Origin of the sequence: Vibrio sp. SCSIO 43086, from assembly GCF_051132235.1 — a bacterium.
Taxonomy (GTDB): Bacteria; Pseudomonadota; Gammaproteobacteria; order Enterobacterales; family Vibrionaceae; genus Vibrio; species Vibrio diabolicus.
Window position 1 is genome coordinate 566,298 of record NZ_CP072678.1, and the last position, 24,238, is coordinate 590,535.

11 protein-coding genes are annotated in these 24,238 nt (G+C 43.9%); 5 read left to right on the plus strand and 6 right to left on the minus strand.

All coding sequences use genetic code 11. From position 1 onward, the window contains the following. Nucleotides 1-2: 2 nt before the first annotated feature. Nucleotides 3-1,154, minus strand: coding sequence for a class C beta-lactamase (gene ampC / locus J8Z23_RS18730; RefSeq protein WP_256965051.1), 1,152 nt, complete (start codon nucleotides 1,152-1,154; stop codon nucleotides 3-5). Between the two features lie 359 nt (nucleotides 1,155-1,513). On the opposite strand from ampC, the gene J8Z23_RS18735 reads away from it, so the two are divergent. Beyond that, complete coding sequence (locus J8Z23_RS18735) at nucleotides 1,514-2,917, plus strand: PLP-dependent aminotransferase family protein (RefSeq protein WP_434635739.1); 1,404 nt, start codon at nucleotides 1,514-1,516, stop codon at nucleotides 2,915-2,917. Nucleotides 2,918-3,518: 601 nt separating this feature from the next. Here J8Z23_RS18735 and J8Z23_RS18740 read toward each other — a convergent pair. The 4 genes from J8Z23_RS18740 to J8Z23_RS18755 form a co-directional block, all read right to left on the minus strand. Next, complete coding sequence (locus J8Z23_RS18740; protein WP_434635740.1) at nucleotides 3,519-12,233, minus strand: tandem-95 repeat protein; 8,715 nt, start codon at nucleotides 12,231-12,233, stop codon at nucleotides 3,519-3,521. A 120-nt stretch (nucleotides 12,234-12,353) separates the two neighbouring features. Beyond that, the gene (locus tag J8Z23_RS18745; protein ID WP_104972389.1) at nucleotides 12,354-12,968 is read right to left on the minus strand and encodes a phage tail protein; all 615 of its coding nucleotides are present in this window, start codon (nucleotides 12,966-12,968) and stop codon (nucleotides 12,354-12,356) included. Between the two features lie 146 nt (nucleotides 12,969-13,114). Continuing rightward, a complete protein-coding gene (locus J8Z23_RS18750; RefSeq protein WP_434635741.1) occupies nucleotides 13,115-14,062 on the minus strand; it encodes a formyltransferase family protein in 948 nt (315 codons plus the stop codon). 7 nt (nucleotides 14,063-14,069) lie between these two features. Beyond that, nucleotides 14,070-15,368, minus strand: a complete 1,299-nt coding sequence (locus tag J8Z23_RS18755; RefSeq protein ID WP_434635742.1) for a hypothetical protein — start codon at nucleotides 15,366-15,368, stop codon at nucleotides 14,070-14,072. A 1,361-nt stretch (nucleotides 15,369-16,729) separates the two neighbouring features. Here J8Z23_RS18755 and J8Z23_RS18760 point away from each other — a divergent pair. Beyond that, entirely contained in the window at nucleotides 16,730-19,411 is a 2,682-nt protein-coding gene (locus J8Z23_RS18760) for an ATP-binding protein (protein ID WP_434635743.1), read from the plus strand. A 134-nt stretch (nucleotides 19,412-19,545) separates the two neighbouring features. Here J8Z23_RS18760 and J8Z23_RS18765 read toward each other — a convergent pair whose 3' ends face one another. Next, nucleotides 19,546-20,019, minus strand: a complete 474-nt coding sequence (locus tag J8Z23_RS18765) for a DUF1842 domain-containing protein (RefSeq protein WP_434635744.1) — start codon at nucleotides 20,017-20,019, stop codon at nucleotides 19,546-19,548. 283 nt (nucleotides 20,020-20,302) lie between these two features. Here J8Z23_RS18765 and J8Z23_RS18770 point away from each other — a divergent pair, with 283 nt between their 5' ends. The 3 genes from J8Z23_RS18770 (at nucleotide 20,303) to J8Z23_RS18780 (ending at nucleotide 24,170) form a co-directional block, all read left to right on the plus strand. Next, the gene (locus J8Z23_RS18770; RefSeq protein ID WP_258430598.1) at nucleotides 20,303-21,994 is read left to right on the plus strand and encodes an FAD-binding oxidoreductase; all 1,692 of its coding nucleotides are present in this window, start codon (nucleotides 20,303-20,305) and stop codon (nucleotides 21,992-21,994) included. Nucleotides 21,995-22,082: 88 nt separating this feature from the next. Further along, complete coding sequence (locus J8Z23_RS18775; protein WP_047008149.1) at nucleotides 22,083-22,409, plus strand: hypothetical protein; 327 nt, start codon at nucleotides 22,083-22,085, stop codon at nucleotides 22,407-22,409. Nucleotides 22,410-22,880: 471 nt separating this feature from the next. Then, entirely contained in the window at nucleotides 22,881-24,170 is a 1,290-nt protein-coding gene (locus J8Z23_RS18780; RefSeq protein ID WP_434635745.1) for a linear amide C-N hydrolase, read from the plus strand. Nucleotides 24,171-24,238 lie beyond the last annotated feature (68 nt).

The following is a 24,238-nucleotide window of genomic DNA, read 5'->3' on the forward strand; positions in this document are numbered from 1 at the left end:
TTTTACTTCACCACCGAGCTAATAATATTGTAAGCAGCCTCTACTCTTTCTGCATTAGGGTAGTTTTTATTCGCCAGAATCACTATGCCTATTTTTTCAGAGGGTACATACGCGACATACGCCCCAAAGCCACCTGTTGAGCCCGTTTTGTTATACCAAACGTCACGACCGAGAGTACCGGATTCACTTGCTTGAACCGGTTTAGCGTTGAGAATTACGTCGCTGGAGTTACCCTTCAATAATTGCGAAAGTGAAACGGGGTAATTATAACCTTCCCACCCTACGGCTTGCGTAAACGTGTCGGTATCAAAATACTTAGTATGAGTTCGCTCTAGCGCATTTTCTATATCAGTATTAAGTTGCGCTTGACCCATATTTGCTTCGATATATTGAAGCATATCTAAGCTTGTTGATTTAATACCATAGGCTTGTGCATCAAGAATACCTGGATTAACTCTAACGGGTTTTCCCTCAGAACTATAACCAAAAGCATAGTTGTTAAGCTTATCCTTTGGTACATCGACAAACGTATTAGTCATACCGAGCTCAGGCAGGATGACGGTTTCCATCATTTCCGTATAGTCTGACTTCATACTCAAGGCACCGATGTAGCCAAATAGACCAATACTAGGGTTTGAGTACTTCCTCTTAGTACCGGCTTCGTACTCCGGTTTCCACGTTTTGTAGTACTGCATCATTTCAGCGTCGTTCGTTACTTCGCTAGGAAATTGCAATGGTAGACCACCTGCAGTGTAGGTTGCGACATGAACTAGCTTGGTATTACCCAGGACACTATTTTTTAATTCCGGAATGTAATCTTTGACCTTGTCATCCATGTTCAACTTACCTTTTTCTTGGGCGTACCCAGTCAAAGTAGCGGCAAAAGTTTTACTGATAGAACCGAGTTCAAAAATTGTGTCGTTGGTGACTAAACTCCCCTTACTTTCGTCAGCGAAACCGTAATTGTAAAAATAACGCTTACCATCAATCGTTACTGCAACAGCCAACCCTGGAATGTCGTATTCGTTCATTAATCCTTTAGCACATTCATCAACTACGCTCTTTAATTGACTGCTAACCGTTGACTCCGTTTTCGCAAACGTGACGAAAGAAGTGAGCGATAAAATAGCCACCAAGGCATTGTTTAATTTCATTGAACCCTCAATTTTTAATTTTCACTTATAATTAATTTCTAGTTTATTCCAAGGCTTTTAGCTTTTTATATAAAAGTAATCCTGACTTGAATAACTCCAATCGTTAACCCCCGATGAATAACACTATGTCTTCAAATTTTTAGTGCGATATAAACAGGTTTAAACCTGATCACCGTTGATAGGTAGGCCGATTAGATACGAATGTAAGTAACATCCGTTTGCAAAATGAGGAAATAGTGTACTCAAATGCGCTTTCTCCATACCAAGATAACGGTATACTAGGTAGATATACTTGGTATATACAGATCCACATCCTCACAACGCTTTAGAACCACTTTTCAACGTCTACAGAGAAAACGATGCCATTTTCACTACACTTCGAAACTGGAAAAGTCACCAGCCAACAGCTTTATTCCGAGATATACCAAGGGATATTAGAAGGCAGATTACGATCAAATGAGAGATTACCGTCGACTCGCATGTTGTCAAAAAAGTTAGGCATAGCAAGAAACACTGTCATTTCGGTGTATGAGCGACTTCAGTTCGAGGGGTGGATAGTAAAAAAGGCAGGGTCTGGCACGTACGTAAGTAATGCTCTAGAACAAACGGTGAATCAAGATAAGAGACCAATAAAACACTACCAAATAGGGGTGTTTGGCACTAACGCAGCGAAGAAGCCAGAGATCATCGCACCAAAGAATCTAGACTATGACTTCACTTTAGGCGTTCCTGATCATCAGAGAATAGCAAAGCATATTTGGCGACACTCAAGACTGAGTAGGCTCAATGCATTAACTCCAGAGTTTGCACATGGTGGTGATTTGCAAGGACTAGCTTGTTTACGAGAGTCTATCTGCGAGTATGTAAGACATTCGAGAGGCGTAATCTGTGATCCTGAAGACATCATCATTACGCAAGGGTGCCAGCAGGCAATAATGACGACTCTCTTTACATTACTCTCTCCGGGGGATCTCGTGTCGACGGAAGATCCAGGATATCCTGTTTTTCGAAATCAAGCTCGATTACTTGGCGCGCAAATAGGCACCGTGCCGATGGACGACCAAGGTGTTGTCGTTGAATCAATCCCTTCTAATACCAAAATTATTTATACAACGCCTAGTCATCAGTTCCCTTTAGGCTTTAGCTACTCAGTTGAAAGGAAGTTAGAACTGCTGAGATGGGCAGAAGTTAATAACGCAATCATTATCGAAGATGATTATGATGCGGAATATCACTATCTCAATACCAGTAAGCAAGCTCTCAAGTCACAAGACAAAAATGACTGCGTCGTTATGATAGGCAGTTTCTCTAAAATACTATTTCCCGGCATACGCATTGGCTATATGATTCCGCCAAAGTCTTTAATAGAGCCAATTTCAAATATGTTATGGCACTTGGGAAGAAGTACATCTGTGGTGTCTCAAATCCTACTTGACGAATTCATGCGTGACGGTCATTTCTCTCACCATTTACTCAATATGAATAAAATCTATAGCAAAAAGTATCATAAACTCACTCAATTAATTGACAACATAGATTGCTTACAACGTATTCCAAGCCAAGGTGGATTGCATATAGCAGCTGAAGTATCGGGATGCGCGACACAAATGGTGAATAAGCTTGCTTCATCAAAAGTAGCGGTTTACCCATCATCGCATTTTTCTATCAACAATCATTCTAATGCCATCTTATTTGGATTTGGCATTATCCCTACCCCAAAAATAGAAGAAGCGTTTGATATTATTCAATCAGTATTAGATTAAACCGAGATAGTAGCAAGTATCTCATCCTAAAGCAGATATAAAATTGCCCCTTCAAAAATGTCATAAACTTAAAGAGTCATAGACTTATGAAGAGGCAATATCAAATTATCGTTTAGGTATCAATTTATCGTCTTGTTATCACCAGCAGAGTCAGGGCAACTGCAAGCTTGGAACGCTTTTCAACCCAATAAGGGTTCACTACGAACTGTGTCGCTCTAACCCGCTTGGTTTGGCTTCAGCCCCAACACTATATTTCTTCGACTGTAAACGTACTAGGTTCAAAGTAAAGCGACGTATCACGCTGACACTTTCAGCGCCACCAGCAACCCTATTGCATAAATCATCTTCTTTTAAGTTCACATCGAGCATTCAATGAACCTTATTTTTCTAATATCGAACAGTAAGTTCTGCTTAACACTCTATCAATCACTATCTTTCCCTAGATGTTAAAGAAGAAAAGACTTCAAGGTAATTAAGGATTTTTCATGGACTATTGATCTACATAATAAAGAGCACAATCACGACATTAATCTCCAGTGATTTACCATACCGCTTCATGAGCAATTGGGATATAAATTATCGAAAAATACCAAACCATAAGTTAATACACTGCTAACGGCTCAAAAAAATAACGAAGTTGTAGCGCAATTATATCAACATCATTTTCATGTAAAAAATAACGAGCGCCTTGGACACCGATCTCCCAATTATCTGAGAGGTTGTAGCCAACTTCTGCACCAATATATCCATCAAAACCATCCACTTCCGTCGTTATCTTGCTGCCTTGATACGTACTTTCAATATCGGTATCCCAGAACAAGCCCCCTAAACTCAGTTTTGCGGACCATGAATTGTATTGCCAGAACTTATAACCGATGTCGAAGCCTATGCCCTTAACAAGGAGTGGTGCTATAGATGCGACACTGGTGTGATAGTCTTCTGGTGAAGTAGTCGCACTACGCAATGTTGCACTACCTTCACCCATATCTATATAACGAATAGTTCCTGACCATTGCTCAGAAAAAGTATATCCAAACCCGATAGAGCGGTAGAGCCCGGTGTTGTCAGTAGAAATTACGTTATCACCTTTAACAGCATCACGCTCATCTGCATGGCTTGACCCCATTTGAACATCAACATACCAACCCGCTTGACTACTAAAACTAAGCACAGCAATTAGTGCTAAAGCACTGTTTCTTCCATAACGTTGCATAGCTCCTAACAAAATCAAAAGGATCAACACTATGCTACCCAATGATCCTGCTGAAGTATTTTCAACCTTTACATCTCTTACCAACTTAACTGTCACTATAACTTTCCCTGTGTCTTGCAGGCCTTGGCTATCTTGAATGATATATGTCAACACATCATTGCCTTCAAACCCTGAGGTAGGGGTATAGGTCACGCTCTGAGCTGCATTCATGACCACCTGCCCATACTGCGCTTGGACTGAAACCAACTTCAATGTGTCGTTATCCGGATCGGTATCGTTAGCAAGGACATAAACCGTGACAGGGGTACGATCATCGGTGGTAATATTATCGTCCACCGCATTCGGATTCTGACTGTTTACCACATTTACCGTCACCTCCGCCGATCCTGTTCCACCATTACCATCCGTTACGCTATAAGTGATCAAAGCTTCCCCGTAGTACTGTGGTTGAGTGACATAACTTAGTTTGTTATCAACCACACTAACACTACCAATATCTACAGAAGCGCGACTTACCTTCAGCCCATCACCATCAGCATCGGTATCATTGCTCAATACATCGAGCGTCACCGTACCATTGAGACTAACAAACGCATTGTCGTCAATCGCTTGAGGGAGCGCATTATTGTTTACACGAGCGGCAACGACGCCAGGGTCAACGACACTGCCATTAGCCAATCCGTCATCATCGTTCGGACCACCGTCTTCAATGGTAAGTTGTACACACCAGTCACCTTCAGTCAGACCCTGTGACCATGAACTGTGCCCTGGTGGCGGACAATAACCAGCCTCGCCAGCACTAGAAGAAACTGTGTTTTGAGCATCCTCAATAAAGTCTATCCACCCCTGTTCAGCGTTATACTTTCGGTACACTGCATTTGCTGGAACAGGTAAACGCTGAGGCAAAACTAATTGATAGCTTTGACCGGGCAGCGGCAAATTAGTTACTACAAAATCAAAGATTCCACCTATGCTCTTCATGTTGATATCTTTAGGAAGCTCCTCATCTAGCAATAAAGCTCCTCCTGTTGTGTTAGTCAGAATGGTTATTCCTTTGCGTAAACAGACACCAGGTTGCCCCTCAATGAGGAAGCGATCTTTTTCTGACACAACCTGTTGAATTACGTTACAGTCAGAAATTGCGTCAAGATAGTCAGGAATGCCATCACCATCACTATCATTATGACCTTCTTGATCATCCGGGATTAAGTCGCCATCACTATCTTCACTTCCGAGCTCCGCCAATGTTTGTACCACTTCTAAATAGACATTCCGTGTCACTGATAATGGTGGAGTGCCATTGTCAGTCACTGTCAATTGCAAATTGTAAATCGCTGAACTCAGTAATTGCGGAGAGAAAGTCAATGTTTCGCTGTACATCTGCCCCGCAATCGCTTGGTTAAGTGCATCGCTATCACTACTCCATCTGAAACTGTGTATATCGGACATATTGGCATCATTAACACTGCTTGTGATTGTGACCGGTTCAACACCATTTTCAATTTGGCTCCGCTGCTCCCCCGCCTGAGATACACTTACCGAGACCTTCGGAGCCACATTCTCTTCAAAGATTGTCAAGGTGTAACGACTCTTACTACCTAGATTAAGGGTGCTGTCCAAATCAATCACTAAGGTTTCAACGCCTTCACTTTGTCCATCATTAAGTAGTTCGAACGAAAGTTTGCCTTCGGTACCACTAGTTATCACCACTTCGCCAGAGGTGAGTGTGTGGTCATCACTGTCTGTGGTTCCTGAAACCGTGTAAGGTACGACTACTGGGTAACTCGGCGAAGGGCCGTTAAGGTGTATCGTTACGCTATGGTTGGTGCCTTCCGTGGTTTGCGCATCTTTGGAGATACTTATCAGTGGATACACTGTTACCGTTTGACTAGCCTCAGCGACGTTTCCATCAGAGTCTTGAGTGCGCCAATAGACCGTATTAGTTCCAGATCGGAAGAAGGTCGTGCTGTCGACCAATGAAACAGGTAATAGCTTGCCTGTACTATCTCGGGCCACGGCAGAGCCTAATGCAACTTTAGTAAAGAGCGAAGTTGCTTTCACTTCAATATCTGAAGGTGCGGTTATTGTTGGTGCGTCCAATTTCGCACTTTTAATTGTCACGATTGCTTTCGCGGTGGTCTTTCCACCATTACCATCTTTCACACTGTATTGAACTGTCACTGTACCAATTGAGGTCGTTACCAATTGGATTTGACTGCCCACAATCGTTGCCGTTCCAGATGTAGGTTTAACCCATTCCAGTTGTAATGTGTCTAGATCAATATCGCTGTCGTTGCTGAGTACATCCAATAAGTAGCTACCATCGTTACTCTCGGTAAAGACATAGGTATCATTAACTGCCATTGGTTCATCATTGACGTTGATTACCGTGATGCTAAACGCTGCTAGAGAAGCGCTTAGCTCACCGTCAGAGACACTAATAACAATATTATTGGTGCTGCCAACATGCTCATTTTCCGGCGTACCACTTAGCAACCCAGTAGCTCTATCAAAGGTTGCCCATGATGGTTTATTGCGGATTGAAAAGCTCAAGCTACTACTATCAACATCCGATGCCTGCAGCGCAAAGCTATACGTACTGCCTTCGTTGACAGTAAGAGCAGGAGTGCCACTGATCACTGGCGCGTCATTGATATTGTTAACAACAATACTGAATCTATTGAGCATTGTGGTCGTGAGACCATCAGAAACCGAGATAACAATGCCCTGATATTTGCCAACATCACCATTATCTGGTGTACCACTGAGCGTGCCTGTTGATGAATCAAAGCTAGCCCAAGATGGCTTGTTCACGATACTGAAGGTGAAGGCTTGGCTGTCAACATCTGACACTTGTGGCGTAAACAGATAAGTGCTGTCTTCATTCACTTGTGTTGCTGGTGAGCCAGAGATAACGGGTGCATCGTTAACGTTATTCACAGTAATCGAAAACGCTGACAATGAGGAAGAAATAGTACCATCGGATACGCTAATCACGATATCTGGATAAGTACCCACATCACTGTTACTTGGCGTGCCAGAAAGTGCTCCTGTTGTCTTGTCAAATGTAGCCCAAGGTGGCTTGTTAGCTATCAAGTAGGTCAGAGTATCCGCTGGGTCATCGTCCAATGCCGCGGGCACAAACTGATACACACTATCTTCATCCACTTGCGCCGATGGGGTACCCGTAATCACTGGCGAGTCATTAACGTTATTCACCGTGATGGTCACTAACGCCACTCCAGAGGTAAGTTCTCCGTCACTTACGCTGTAAGTGAAACTGTCCTGACCAAAGAAGTTACTGTTACCCGTATAAAACGCGTGATTGCCTGTGACGGTAACATTACCGTTGACTGGCGATTTTACAATTTGATAGCTCAAAGATGAGCCTTCTGCATCGTTACCATTTAAAGTAATGGTCAGCGGTATCTCTTCCTCTCCCGTAGCACTGATATCGGTCGCGGTTGGTGTATCGTTGACTGCATTAACCGTCAAATCGACACGAACCTCTGTCGAGTCGAGATCACCGTCGTTGACCTTGAACAAGAAGAAGTCGGAGCCATTGAAGTTCGCTTCTGGTGTATAGCGCCAACCATTATTGGTCAACTGCTCTAGCACGCCATGACTGACTTGCTCAGTGATAAGATACTGCAGAGTGTCATCATCGTTATCAATATCTGAACCAACCAGCGTGATCACCAAACTATTGTCTTCATCAAGCGTTTGTGACTGTGCTTGCGCCATTGGTGAGTCGTTGACTGGTGTTACCGTCATGGTCACTGTTGCGACGTTAGATACAGCACCTGCTAAGTCTGCCACCGTATAGGTGAAGCTGTCTTCACCGAAGTAGTTCTCATTGGGGTTGTAAACAATCGCTCCTGACGCCGTCACGTTCACACTGCCATATGCTGGCGTATCGACGACTGTGACACTAGTGAGTTCAAAACTGTCTCCAGCATCAGCATCACTATCATTGCCTAATACGTTGACTTCAAAGGAGCCTCCCTCCAGTAGTTGTGCACTGTTATCAACAGCAACGGGGGCATCATTCACTGGCGTAATATTGAGTGTGACGGTTGCTGGCACGGAGACTGCCTGACCACTATCGGTTAACGTGTAGGTAAAACTATGTTGACCATTAACGTTCGCTGTTGGCACAATCTTTAAGGTCCCATCGGCATTGACACTGACCGTGGCAAAACTGTATCCCCCCTCTCCTTGACCAAGATCTTGCAGGGTAATACTACTCGGGGTGAATGACCCATCTTCGATATCACTGTCGTTACTTAAAACATCGAGTGTCGATGTGACATCTTCATCAAAGGTAAAATTGTCTGCCTCCGCCACTGGTGAGTCATTGACGGAACCGATATTGACGCTGACCGTGGCCGCAAGAGAAACGCCGCCTTCACTGTCTGCGATCGTGTAAGTAAAACTGTCGTTACCATTTTCATTCGCATTCGGCGTATATACAAAAGTGCCTACAGTTTGATCAATGGCGACTTGCCCTTTTTGAGGCAAACTAACTAACGCTAAATCACCCGTTGGGATGCCATCTTCAACATCCTTCGCTTGACTACGCGCGGTGACTGCTGCGCTTGAAGTATCTTCGTCAGTGTTAATGGCCAGCGCTTTCGCGACTGGCGCATCATTTATAGCCTTGATAGTGACGGTAACTGTCGCGTCTTGTGACTCCTGTAACAGGGCATCTTTCACGGTATAGGTAAAGCTATCCGTGCCTGTCTCATTACTATTTGGCGTATAGGTAACAACGCCGTTGCTGATCGACACCTGACCTTTAATTGGTTGCGTTTTAATCGTTGCAGAAGAAGCGACCATGTCATCATTAACATCGGAATCGTTGGCTAACATATCAAATTGTTTCGCCGTATCTTCCTCAGTCGAGAAGCTATCATCAACTGCCGTTGGCGCGACATCGTAGCGTTTAGCCACCGTATCCGTCACTGCATCAGATGCATTGCCTGCGGCATCGGTTACCACCACGCTTACTGTCAACGTCCCCTCTTGCAAACCAGTGACGTCAATGCCCGTTACTTGCATGGTCTCCGAGGAGATTGTTTGACTAGCGCCGTCAATGGTCGTAGTACCGTCGGCCACGCGATAAGTGAACATCGCGTTCACTTCAGCTGCTGCGAAGGTAAAGCTCATCGCCTGTTCGTTGGTTTTGTTAATGCTCTCCTGATCAATGCTGATGCTATGTCCAGTCGGGATCCCCGTATCCACTGAGATCAACAACTGAGTCGCTGCAGTATTGAGGTTGCCAGCTGCATCGCTAAATTGCTCTGCTGCAACATTAATAGTTGCATCCTCAGTGCTTTCTTCTGCAGGTGTAAAGGTAGCCGTGTAACTGGCGCCACTGCCCGCAAAGTTAGAAAGAGTTCCGCCAGCAACGGTCACATCGGCTTCGGCAAAATCAGTTGCGGCTTCACTCAAGGTAAACGTGAGTGTTGCCGTTTCACCCGCTTTCAGCGCAGCACTGGAGCTAGTGATACTGACGGTTGGAAGCACAGTATCGACGCTGATGGAAAGTGGTGTTGCTGCGCTATTGCTGTTACCAGAGGCATCGGTAAATGAGCCTGTGGCAACATCAATGGTGCCGCTCGCCACACTCTCTTCCGTTGGTGTAAAGGTCGCCGTGTAGCTGCTACCACTGCCCGCAAAGTTGGACAAACTGCCGCCAGTGACGGTGACATCTGACTCAGCAAAGTCACTTGATGACTCACTTAAGGTGAACGTGATACTCGCCGTTTCGCCAGAGATCAAATCGAGGTCTGAGCTGCTCAAAGAAACAGTTGGCTGCACGTTATCTAACGTAAATGTTTTGCTAGCTGCACTGGAGGTGTTGCCTGCAGCATCGCTCTGGCTAGCCGCGACCGTCAGGGTGCCGTTGTTAAACGCACTTACATCAAGCTCACTGCCGCTCAACGTCCAGTTGCCTGAGTTGTCGGCCGTCACCGTACGACTGGCATAATTGCTGTAGTCCGTGATGGTCACGGTCACGCTATTGCCTGCTTCCGCGCCGGAGCCAGCAATCAGCACGTCGTTGTCTTCTGCCGCATTGACGATGCCATCAGTTTCAATCGGCGTAGTGATGCTCACAACAGATGGGGCTGAATTGTCCAGGGTAATGCTCTGGGTGGCTGCGGTGGAAGTATTACCTGCTATATCTGCTTGGGTTGCAGACACCGTCAGGGTGCCATTGTTCAGGCCACTGACATCCAGCTCGCTGCCGCTCAGAGTCCAGTTGCCTGAGTTGTCGGCCGTCACCGTACGACTGACAGAGCTGTTATTGTCCGTGATAGTCACGGTCACGCTGTTGCCTGCTTCCGCTCCGGAACCGGCAATCAGCACATCATTGTCTTCCGTCGCATTGACGATACCGTCGATTTCAATTGGCGTGGTGATGGTCACCGCTGATGGTGCGGCGTTATCCAGGGTAATGCTCTGTGTGGCTGCGGTGGAGATATTACCTGCTATATCAGCTTGGGTTGCAGACACCGCCAGTGTGCCATTGTTCAGGCCACTGACATCCAGCTCGCTGCCGCTCAGCGTCCAGTTGCCTGAGTTGTCGGCCGTCACCGTACGACTGACAGAGCTGTTATTGTCTGTGATAGTCACGGTCACGCTGTTGCCTGCTTCCGCGCCGGAGCCAGCGATAAGCACATCGTTGTCTTCTGCAGCGTTGACGATACTGTCAGCCTCAATCGGCGTGGTAATGCTCACTACGGATGGTGCTACTGTATCAATGGTGACACTTAACGCGTTGGATGCCGAGCTAACATTATCATCGCTATCAGACGCTTTAGCACTTATTGCATGTGTAATACCAGACGCCAACTCATTGGTTGTTATCTGCCAGTTTCCTCCAGTAGCAGTGCCTGTGCCAATAACCGTTGCACCTCCACCGACTTGATCACTGTATAAAGTAACGATCGATCCACTCTCGGAAATCCCACTAAACGTTGGAGTAGTGTCACTGGTAATATTATCAGTATTTAATGATCCGGTATCCGAACTAGCATCTAAATCGGGTGTAGATGGCGCATTTGGCGTGGTATCGACCGTAGTAAAGTTAAATGTGACATCATCGCTGATCCCAGCAAAGCTATTATTTGCGGTGTCAGCCACGGCACTAGATTCAATATGAATGGCGTAAGTCCGGTTTCCTATCAGATCACTGGTTGGGTTTAAGTAAACTTTATCGTTGGTAACACTGATTCGGCCAACGCCTGGTGATGTTGTTGTGCCATCGCTTTCGGTGGCAACATTAAATACTTCAAAGTCGCGACTGTCTGTAACATTACGAATGGTAATATTGCCGTTCTTCAGCTCAATATTCTCATCAAAGGCAATCTCGATGTTGTTGCTAACAGAAACATTGGTTGCATCATCAGTGGGGGTTGAGCTCGCACTGACAAAAGTAGGCGCGGTTGAGTCTGAAACCGCAGCGTCATCAATCTTGATACTTTTGATAAGATAACGAGAGTCAGCACCCGGACTTCGGGTAAACGCCATAGTCACTGTATCAACGTCCTGCCATGCAGAATCAGTAAAGTCTGTACCACGGGTCAGGGTAAACAAATCCTGTAACCCTGAGTTTGCTTCACCACCTTTTGGTAAGGTGACAGTTTCGGTCACTGTTTGAGTATTATTAGAGAAGCCAGTTAACACAAGTTGATACGTTTTATCTGAGTCTCGGGCCGACCCCTGCATAAAGGTAATTTCGTCGAAACTGAAGTTAGTACTTGATCTCTCAAAAAAGCGGAAGCCACGATTGTTGAACTCATTAATCATGGTATTTGAGAAAAAAACACCAGCTACAAACCCGAGGTCATTTAGGCCAGTAAACGGAGTGCTATCAGTGCTATTGCCGGCATCTAATACCATAGACACAGCACCTGCATTGGTAAGAGTGACCGAGGGCATACCCCCAGTGACGCCTGTCTCCACCTCACTAAAATTGGAACCTGAACCATTAGAGTAGTTAATCGTTTGCTGTGCGGCCCAGGCTTCACCGGAAAAAAACGCTGAGGACACCCATGCTGTTGTAATTGCGATCGCTACCTGACGACGTAATCTCATTTTCCTCTCCTGAAGATGACGGCCTTATCAACATAGCCGGGTTATCATAATCAACTTAAATGTTTAATTTTTTTATAGGAAAGGATTAGCGAAAGTTTCAGCCAATTCTTTCTTGGTTGATTAGCTGCGTGGTGGGTATACTCCCGCAGTGGCAATTAACCAATTAATCGGCAATACCGGGCTCAAAATATTAAGTGGCGCTGAACCGCCTGTTTCAGTCACAGTTACAGTACCTCCTTCCGAGCCACCACCAGACACACTTAAGCCTTCGATGTCAGTCAAATCTGGTTGCTGAAACGTCGGTTTATAGAACCCAGGGGTAGAGTTTTGCGCTATATACGAATTACTATCGGGTACCTGTGTATTTGCAGCATTGGTAGCAACCTGCATCCTGCCTGTTACAGGTGCAGCAGTGCCAAGAGGGGTAAAAATTGCCGTATGTAAGTGTGCTGGCATTTGGGTTATATCAATAGTTACCAGTTCAGTACCCAATCTTTCTCCCTGATGATAATCCATCCCCCCAGGTCGTGTGCCTACACCAACTGGACTGCGGCCACGCAAATCAGGTAAACCAAAGGTAGTTCGGGCGTCACCTCCGTATAGAGTGCTAACTAGAGAGAAGAGTGCTGGATTATCTTCAATTGCCTGCATTTGCCCCGAGCACATTGCCCAATTTCTAATTGCAAAATTGCCGCCAAATGCAGTTAGTGTCCCAAGATACGGTTCTGTAGCCATACTGTTCTTCCTTTTAACGTATACACTTAAGTTAAAACCAACCCATAACGTAATTGGTGTGGTTGGTTAAAACTTTCCAATCTCGCATTACTAAATACCGTTACGGGCTTTATTAATGCCGCAAAGAGCCGTATTGAGATATTTCTTTACTCGCAGGCTGAAGCGTGCTGAAGCAATGACATCCCAGCGTCCAGCCCAGCCATTTGCGCGTAGCGATAACCCGAAAACACGCCTTGCTGTGTAGCAATAACATCTATTGATATTGCGCTATCTAACGTTTTCACTTGTAACCCATGTTGTGGGCTGATCTCGAGAATTCTCCCCGCCTCAACACCGACTAAAGAAGTCTCCATTGCGCTTGCTTGCAAAACATTGGCGACACCATTTGGCAAGCTCAACATCGCACCACCGAAGTCATGATTGCCTGCTCGCACTAAATTGACGATTTCGCGACTCGTTTGCACGTTCCAACGAATGTGCAGATCATGTTGGTTTACTGCTCGTGCCACTTCGTTGGGGTTTGATACTTGCTCACGCCAAACCAGCCCTTGCTTTTGTTGCGCGATGAGGAAGTCATACATCAGCTTAGCCGTCATTTGTGACGCTTTTTGCTGAGCACTGGTTAAGGTCTCAAACGGGTGAAATGGTACCTCTAACTCCATTCCTATAGCGCCGGAATCAGCCGATGCCTCAAGACGATGCAGGGTGAGGCTAAAGGTGTCTAAACCCTCTCTTAATTGCCAATAGAGAGGCATCGGGCCTCGATACTCGGGCAGCTTTCCCGGATGAATGTTGTACAAGTTTCCGTTGAAAAACTGACACAGCGAGGAATGAACTATGTGCCTGAACAAATAGATGACACCATCCGTGACTCGCCAAGCATCGAGTTGCGCCATCAAAGCACTGCTGTCATTGGCGGTATACTGAGTAATATGAATCGATTGAGCGCTCAGATAGCTCTGTAGCTGCTGTAAGTCAGGATTTAGTTCTCCTTCCGGTACTACCACGCCCGCCAATTTATGCTGTTGTGCCAACAACTGAATGATGGGCAAGGCGTAACAACTTCCTGTCAAAACGACGTATTTTTGCTGCATATCGAAATCATCCATGGGTGGCGACAAAACCTGGCAATCCGGTTAACTGATAATAGAAACTGACCTTATCCCCTCCCTTCGCTTCAAAGTAATGGTGTTCAACAGCTTTGGGCTTGGCATCCACATAAAAAGTCATGTCGGGTTTAGGATGGGTAATACCAGAGTCGTATTGTCCGACCATCGCATCTCCGTAAGTATCGATATGGCTGTAAATGGCGAGGATACGTTTTGCCATATCTGGCACATCTTTCGGCAGCTCAATGGTGTTGCCTTGCAGCATTTTTATTCCACCATCTAGCTCAAAAATCTCGCTTCTGAGCAACATGGCTTTATTGACGTTAAGAATTTCTCCCAGATCAATTCGATCATCTATCGCTTCCGGCTGGCAATGGTTGGAATGTGCATACTCTGCTTTTTCCCATTGTTGATTAAATTCCGTCTCCCCGATGACCATCGTGGCGCGCACAGATACCTGATTGGGGATCATTTCGCCTTGAATATGTAAATATTGAACCAAATGTTTCGCGATGCTGAGGAACCCTTCCCGACTAAAGCCATGCTGCATCGCTTCAAGTATCAGGAGATCAAACGTTTGAGTTGACGAAAATTGGGTAGCATCTTCTTCCACTAAGGCTTCAATGTAGTCTGCGATATCGAGATCAGCGATCAATTGATTGAGTGCTTTAATCGCTCCGGGGTGAATATCTACTAGTGTCACCTGAAGCTGCTCTGCGCTAATCCGATCACTTTGTTTGTAGTGAGCAAGTAAAGGCAGCAGCAATGGTGCAAAGGGGCCGCAAGCTGGATAAAGCACTTTAACCTGTGGCTTGTTGGCAAGCATTTGTTGGATAGCTTTGTTTGTACCACACGCAAAGCCTTTAATTCGGTACACATCTTTGATGGTGTGTTTACAGTTAAGTGGAGACATCACCAGCCCAGATGTGGAAATGTACTGTCGGGTCAGTTCCTCTTGAGTGAGTTTAGCCAGAGAAAGAGATTGGCAAGCGTTGCCATACATGGTCTGAAAGGCTTGCACCAGTGTTTGGTGCTCAACTTTTGTCTCCTTCAATACGAGCTCAACTGCCGCAGCGAAACTCTCTTTCAGTTGCCGTTGGCGTTCAGCCGTGCTGAGTTGGTTTTGGAGCATAGCCTCAAGTTGAGTCCGTAATGAGTACTTAAGCAGCTCATCCATTTCGGGTTCAGCAAAACCAAACTGTTGAGTTTGTTGCTGCACTTCTTCAACACCGACCGTCTCACGAGATTGAGGACGTTGCTGGTAGAATTCTATAGGTGAGCCCTTTTGCATAATTCATGAACCTCAATTGCCGCCGTAGCAGTAGTTAATGATGTAAACAAGCCTGTACTTGAGAAAAACATACGCCATAAGCTCGGCGTTATAATATCTCAGCTCCCGGCTCTAACTTCATAAACCGTACTGACAAAATTGGGCAGCAAAATTGAAATAAAAACAGTTCCAATTCTGGAAATTCAGAGAGTAGTAAATAGTTAGGGTAATAGGCCTTTCGATAGGATTCTTCTAAAGCAAGCGCTTGCCAATCCCCTCGATAACAAGATCGTTTGACATGTGGCAGCCACGCAGTCTCCTTGATAGAGGTAAGCGCGGCATTCAAGTGTGGTGTAATATGAAATCCTTTTAACAGGCAGAAAAAGCCAATATCCATTGTATAAAGCCAACTATTTATAATATTGAAATTAAAATTATTTTTATCGGCAGTTATTTAGAAAATGCCGATGTTTAATTTATAGACTAGAAAAACTTAACTCGCCAGAATAGGAATAAAAAAAACACTAAAAATAAGATTATCAATTTATATCCCTAAAATTAAAGAATTTAATTTTTAAAGTTTAATGCAGTCCAATATAAGTTGAAGGTGTGCAATCTTTTAAAAGATATAAATTTAAAGATATTTCAAAAAACTTATTAAGAAAAAAATGAATTCACAACAATAAATATCAAAATTATTAATAACAAAAACACCACTAATACAACAATGAATTAAGGTAGTTTGAAGATTAAAATGCCCATTTCATTTTCGTATATAACATTTTAACTACTAGTATTATATGTGGTGAAATAAGATAAATTTATTCACTCAACATATCCAATCGATTCAGGTTTACTGGAAAAAGCTATACGTTACAACGGAGTGAAATATGGCAAATAGGGATGGAAGAATTCCACTCAACGTATTACGACTCAAAGAACTGAGAAAGAAATTAGGACTGAGCCAAGAAAGACTGGCGGAAGAATGCTTTCAACAGGGTTTTGTCGTATCTATTGCTTCCATAAAGCGAGCAGAGTCTGGGGCGAATGTGCTGTATCGTACCGCATCCAATCTCGCGGAATACTTTTCTGTCCCCGTAGAGGACCTCTTAATAGATCGCGCCTCAGAACCATTACTTACAAATGAGTCTTCATCACCACCATATTTTTTTATTTTTGCAATCGAAGCAAAGTGTGATTTGACCGTAAAGACTCTGCAAACATTACTTTTCAGCCAAAACACTACACCCATAATACAAAACCGGACGTTTGTTCTTACTTGGTCTATACAGGAATCGGACGAATATGTTTTTGAACGAATTCGACAACTAGCCCTTCAATTACAGGTTGCTCTTTCGGCTTCGATTCGGTCTTTTATCAATGTGAAATACAAGCATCGAGTCACTGAGCTATCGGAACATCCGAATGCGATAACCCCAATCAATGAAATCCTAGTTAAAATCCCTTGGGGAGAAATAGCTGCTTGTCCTTGCTTTATCTCGTCCAATTGTGCCAGACCAATAAAACCGTTTCTAACAGGAGAGCCAGACTTCAACAACTGGCATCTTGTATCCTTACACCAAAGCCATACTGACTGTTTTGTAGGGCGTAAACTTGAACTAGAAACATTAAATAGAGGAATCAAGCGATGGCAAAAACAAGAAGCAGGCCAAACGTATTGTATTACTGGAACCGCAGGGATAGGAAAGACCAGCCTACTCAACCAGGTCATTGCGTCTTTGAATCGATCCTCGTGTTTAACCACAGAGATTCAAATCCTGAATCATGGTAGTGCTGATCTCTTGTCCCCTCAAAATATATTCACTCGGGCAATTTGTTCATTTACTCGTGAAGATACCGATGATTCTATTCGTCAGCAAACTGTCGAGTCATCAATTCCCTCTTCTTTCCACCTCTGCCTTTATTGGTTAATGGGGGTAGCACTCAACGAATCAGAAAAGCAGTTGCTGAACTTAATGGAGTTCCAAACGCTGAAACAAACGATAGAGCAATCTATCCCTTTCTTAATTCAACAACGGCAGACCAGCAAACCACATTTGATAATTGTTGAAGATGTCCATTGGGCCGACGAGGTAATGTTGGCATTTCTTGAGACACTGCTACCTCATATTACAAACACCAATATTTTGCTCTTTCTGACGTTTAGGCAGCAAAAACGACTTAGTTCCAAACAATCTTGGTTTACCAACGTGAATCTAATCGAACTTAGGGAGTTATCATCTGAAGAGTCTTACGAGTTAGCTTGCTCAATCACATGCCAACAGAATAAACATATCAATGACTGTATAAAGCTTGCGAAAGGCCATCCTTTATACTTGCGCCAAACACTGCTTTGCTCTCAGTTTGATAAAGACGTTCCGGAGTCATTGGAGCATTTAGTTTCGATACAATTAGCTCAACTTCCAGCCCAAGATCGCCAAGCACTCTGTACTGCCTCTGTGTTGGGGCAGTGCTTTCAACTGGAGCAACTGCGTGAAATCACTCGAATTCCCGGCTACGTACCAGATAAGTTAGTCGACGCTGGCTTAGTAAAACTCAATGGCGATCAATACCTTTTCCATCATGATTTGATTTGTAATGCTGTTTTCCGTCAAATAGACAAGTCACAGTGTTCAAAAATACACATGGCCTGTGCAAAATGGTATGAGAGCCGAGATCGATTCTTATATGCCGTCCATATTAATCATGCCAAGGTCGAAGGTGTATTTACTGTTCTTGAACAGACCGCCAAACATTACCTGAGTAATTATCAGTTTGAAAAAGCACTAACACTTATTGAGTACGCTATTAAAGAGTCACCTAAAGAACAGATGGCGTATGCACTAAATATGAAAGGAAACTGCCTGTATTCGATGGGACGCATCAAAGAGAGTATTGAGGTTCTTGAGCAAGCGGTTCATCACACAGAAAATGATCCTGAACGTGTTCAATACTATTTAGACCTCATTAACCCCTACCGCTTAACCGACAACTTTGTACAAGCGATGTCGATTTTAGACCAAGCCCAAGCCCTGTGCGAAAAGCTGACGTTAAATAAATCTTTGTGTGAAATCCACTCGATGAGAGGTAATATGCTGTTCCCTACTGGGCAGCTAGACGAATGTGAGAAAGAACATTTACTTGCATTAGATTACAGTCAGCGAGCAAACTGTTTTCGCGCGAAAGCAAAATCGCTTGGCGGCCTCGGTGATTGTGCCTACGCACAAGGAAAAATGGCTCGCTCATACGAGCACTTAACCGAGTGTTTGCAACTGTGTGAAGAGCATCAGTTGCTTTCGATTGAAACTGCCAATCGCTACATGCTGGCAACAGTGATGATCTATCAACTGCAATCTGACGAAGCACTAAAACAGGCTCAGCATGCCTCGAATCTTGCCTATCTCACGGCAAACCGCCGAGCAGAAATTGTTTCCAGGCTTACGGCAGCATGGATCTTTCTCGACCGTAATGTATTGGTGCAAGCTGAAAACGAAATCTCGACCGCTCTGCAACTTTCAAAACAGCTTAATGCTCATCGATTTGTCGCTTTTCTTTTGGAGTCCAGTGCAAGATTGCACTGGTATCAGGGAAAAGAGGAGAAAGCCCTTTCGGACATCGACACGGCTCTAGAGCTTGTTCATATCAATAAGCTACACAATTTTATTGGTCCTTGGCTCGTATCTACCAAGGCACTTATTTGTGGCGATGAATCAACGGCCCTCTCCGCTTTGCGCACTGGTGAGGCTTGGCTAGAATCTACCTGTGTTGGTCATAACTATTTACGCTTTTACCAACAAGGAATCCAAGTAGCGTGGCAGTATAAGCAGCCTACGCTACTTCGAAAATATCGCGATAAGCTTGCTAACTTCACCCGAGAAGATCCGCATCCATGGGGTGATTTTTATATTGAACAAGCGAATCTGATGCTTGCCTTACTCGACCAGTCCAGCTCCGTCTCTGAGTTGTTAAACTTCAATCAGGCCGCGCGTAAGCATCAACTGAACCAGGCTCAAATAAGTGTTGATGAGCTCGACCATTGGCTCTTCACATCTACTCAACCATGAAATATTCAATAAACGAAGAAAGTCGACTAATTGCACCGTCAAATCATCTTGTTTGCTCGATTTACCTCGTCAAACACAGATATTCGAAACCATCGAATATCTGTGTTTTGGCACAGTGTCATCGCTGATTAGATTTATGCTGGCGCATGATCACTTTGCTCCACCTTAAAGTTTTCGATGCTAGGAACATGCTCAGGTAAAAGTAGAGTAACGCGTTGATTTGCTACTTCAACCCATTTACCTGCACTATTTTTATATCGATAGAATGCCACGCCTGACTTCCAATCATCATTAAGTAGGATGTTGAGCGTTACGTTGTGAAGATCTGCTCCTAGAGGAGCAATGCCTAGGTAAGGCTGGTAGCCCTGCAACGTCACCATGATATGACAATCACGCATCGTGCATTGATAGTTGAAACTGCCATTGAGATCAGACACCACATTTAACGGTGGGTTAATGGCCTGAAAGATATGTCCTTTACCCACTATTGATTTGTCTTCGCTGGCCACGAGTAGATTAACATCGAAGTTCACTCCTCCAGGTAAGCCGTTACCAATTTGATAATGAGCAGTAAAAATTGCTTGTGATTCTTTTGATTCCATTTTCATTGTGTTCTCCAACTGAATTTATTGTCGTTAGTGACCCATTCAATGTAGATAACACGTCATTCAAGTTCAGTATCACTTTAGGATCAGATCTACTTGACTACATAAATTATCTAAGGTCACGCAGATGCCGCTCGTTCTTTTCATCAACCAGATATTATTGCTCTCTCGCTGATGCTTTTGGCGATTTGTACAGAACAACTGATACCAAACTGATATGGCGAACATATGCGTGCGAGTTAATATTTAAACAACTATTCAATACATAAGCCAAATGGAAAAAATAATGGAACAAGAATGGATGCAGGGAACTAAAGAAAACCAAGTGGTAGAACAGCACCCTAACCCTCAAATACAACGCCTCGCTGTACTTAACGCGTACTCAATCTCAATCAATAATGCCAAACTGTTTATTCAGAAAATGGATAAATGCGGTTTTCCTAAAGAGCGACTACTGACACCTCTTGAAAACACGATTTCACCGGTTCCCGGTTTGAACCAATATCAAGTCGAGTCACTCATCTTCAATACTCGCTATCAACACCAACCCTTTGTCATTGTCATGTGCGAAAGTACGCAAGAAGTTCAGCAAGCCTATCTAACAGCAACTCGATTCAGTCTCCCGATTCGTGTTCGCTCAGGAGGGCATGATCACGCAGGTGAATGCAGTGGTGACAACGTCATTTTGATTGACGTGAGCAGAATTAAGACCTTTCAATTGTGTGAAAATATTGCCACCATTGGTGCTGGCTATCGCTTCTATCAACTGACACCAAAACTTGCAGAGCATGATCGAATGATTGCACATGGAACCTGTGCCACAGTTGGGTTGACTGGCTATATTCAAGGCGGAGGATGGGGCCCTTGGACGCGAAAATACGGCATGTGTTGTGAGCACCTAGTGAGTGCAACCGTGGTATTGGGTGATGGTACGATCACAGAAGTCTCAGCAGAGTCCAATCCCCACCTATTTTGGGCACTAAGAGGCGGCGGAGGCATGAGTTATGGCATTGTTACCGAGCTACGCGTAAAAACATTCCCTTTACCCAAAGAGATCCACCGCTTCGAACTTGAGTGGAACCTTTACAAAAAAATCAACGGTATGCTTCAGCCAATACCATCGCACCCTACCATAGATGTGCTAAAAAATTGGGAACAGGCTATAAAAAGTCTCGATACGGCTAAACTTCTCGGCACCAACTTGCAAATTGATGCTCTGCCTGAATTACCTAACCATTGCGATATCGACACAATAAGCCATCACTGCACTATGTACGGTTACTGGGAAGGAACAGTGCAAGATCTTGACCAATTTATAGCCGTTCAATTTGGCGCTTGCTCCCCTGATTTAGTTCAAGTCTATGAAGCACATGGCACTGATTTTGACGGGAAGAAATACGATCACTCCCTGATGAGCACATGGGGGCGCGATTCTTTGTGTCAAAGCGGTTCTCCTTTCCCTCCAGATTATGACGCCCCAGCACCTCACAAAATCACTTCGCGATTGGTGTCAGAGCGAGGTCTTAAAGCAGAAGGCTATACTGCACTTTTGCAAAGCTTAACTTCACCTTTGATAAAGCCAGAAAACCGCGATCAAGGGCTATTTAGTTACGTAACCTTGGGTGCGATCACTGGTGGCTTTTATCATCACTCAGACGACCTTGAAGACATATCTTTCCCCTACCGCCAGTGTCAATATACAGTCCAATACCAAACCTGGTGGAATGAAGAGATAAAGCAAAAACTAGAACTACAAAATAACCCAGTACTTGTTGATGTAAACAGAGCCATGGACTGGATTGATAAAGCCAGAGAAGCTGATATACCGGGAACCTATGGTGCCTTCATCAGCTTTAAAGATCCGGCAATTCCCACAAGCGTTTATTTTGATCGAAGCTACCGCGACTTAATCGGTATAAAAGAGAAATACGCTAAGGATAAGTTTAATCATCTTAGAACTAATAAGACCATCATTTAACATCAATATGCATCTTAAGAAGCATATATTAACAGACCGTCATTTGGCCGTTCTATTACGTATAGAAATTAAAAAAAGAGGAAAAATTATGACAACTAAGGGTTCATTTTACGTTAAAAATAACTCCAGCGATAAAATCACCGGATATGTGAGATTTAAAGACTCTCCGGAAATGGAGGTCCGTTTCGACTTGAATACTGGCGAACAATCTGAATCTGCTAGTTTTGAATCCGGTGCCGCTACCCATGACTCCTGGTACTACAGTTTCAAAAAGGCAGGTGAAACCTATACTGGGGACAAGTCCTGTGCATACTATGCAAAAGACGAAAATAAAGGCCCCGTCGCTGTGGAAATCTTTAATGATAATTTAAAAATATCTCCACCACTTAGCGGTTCTTGTGAGAAAACTTTATAGCCGCTTACCCGATTCATCACTTCGCCCGAGACTGTTAAACAACTTCTCGGGCAGTTTCATTTCTCGGTATTTGGATTGAAGACTCTCCCTATTTTCAATCATAATCTGAAATTGTTAACTTTATGTTCTCACTTTATATCACCACTGCAAGATAATCGAATCAATAAAAATCACTTTTAAAACCAACTTTAAATCTAGAGTAACCAAGATTGAAAAAATAAATATATTATTGAGCTCTAAGATCAAAGAGTTTGACTTAATACATCACTTTTTATTTTAACTCTATCAACTGATACTAAACTGCTACTGACGTTTTTTGATTGAATGCTTAACTTAATAGCATGCACTTATCTCAATGGTTAAAACCATTATTAAAGCGCAATTCTTCTATATCCACGTAATCTCTAAGCACTTGATTCAGAGAGTGTCTTGGAGATGCATCATTCAAAATAAACAACGGAAAGCATGGCTATGTGTACAGATGTAAATATCAACTATGGTTGTAACAACCAAACCTTATCCGCTAGAACCATGGAGTTTGCAGTTAACCTACAGACCGAGATCTGGTTTAGAGCCCAACAAACTTACCAAATTACGACCTTTACTTCCGACGGAAAAGCCGACCGTGTTTTTAATGGTCAGCCGCCAAAACGTCACAGTAAAGAATGTGAGTTTCGAGCAAATTGGCAGGGAGAGTTGAGCTTCATACACTGCAACGCCATTACCCGGTATAATAACCCTCTTGTAACAGCTGATGGCATTAATGAATCTGGCCTTTCTGTTGGGTCACTGTACTTGCCCATTCTCAATCAAAATGTATCGACCTCTCACATCCCTGATGATGCCTTTGCATTAGGCAGCGGCCTGTTTGGTACTTTTATCTTGTCTACGTTTAATACTGTGGACGAGATGGTGACGTACTTCACTACTCACCCCGTTTACGTGTTTAACTCGACTATTTCAACTGGTGAAACAGAGAGTGACAATATGACGTTGGATCAGCATTTCGTGATTCACGATGCAAATAATGACAGTGCAGTCATTGAGTTTCTTAACGGTAATATGCATATCTATCGAGCATTTAAAGAAAGCGATATGTTCAGCAAAGAGGAAAATCAGCAAGCACGCTATCAATGTACCGAATATGACTTTGATGATTATAAAGTGGTTGTGGACCACTCCTACGTAGGAGTAATGACTAACTGCCCAAATTACCATTGGCATGTCAATCACCTCTCTTATTTTTCCAATTTGCGCAACTACAACCCAGAACCGAACAATGAAGTAACCATGCAACGTCATGTCCAAGTTCCTGGCCCACTTCAATCAATCAATGGCGCTGGCTTGATGGGCCTACCCGCCGACCCAACACCGCCGTCTCGATTTGTACAAACCTATGCAATTAAGCAGTTAAGCGAACAACCAACTAACTTCGACGAAGCCTTCTCACTCGGACAAAAGCTACTTAATCGCGTTGATATACCTTTGGGCATCATGGCGAATGAGTTTGAGACATCCGATAACCCTGAAGTCTTTTTTAGTGATATCACCCAATGGAGCGTTATTAGACATAACAGTCATCAGTCACCCGCGTTCTATCTGCGTACTTACGGAGACATGACTTGGCGAGTAGCCAATGTCAAAGACTATATTGGATTAAATAGAGACTGTCAGATTTCAAGCGTTTTACAGCTCATGCCAGTTACAAAAGCATCACCGTTTGAGCAAGTCGAATCTCGACCGACTATTAAAATCGCTTAGAGTTAATTTTGAAGCGCAAACAAATGAGAAGCAAAAAGCTAATAAAAAAGCCAGAGTAAGAAATCAAT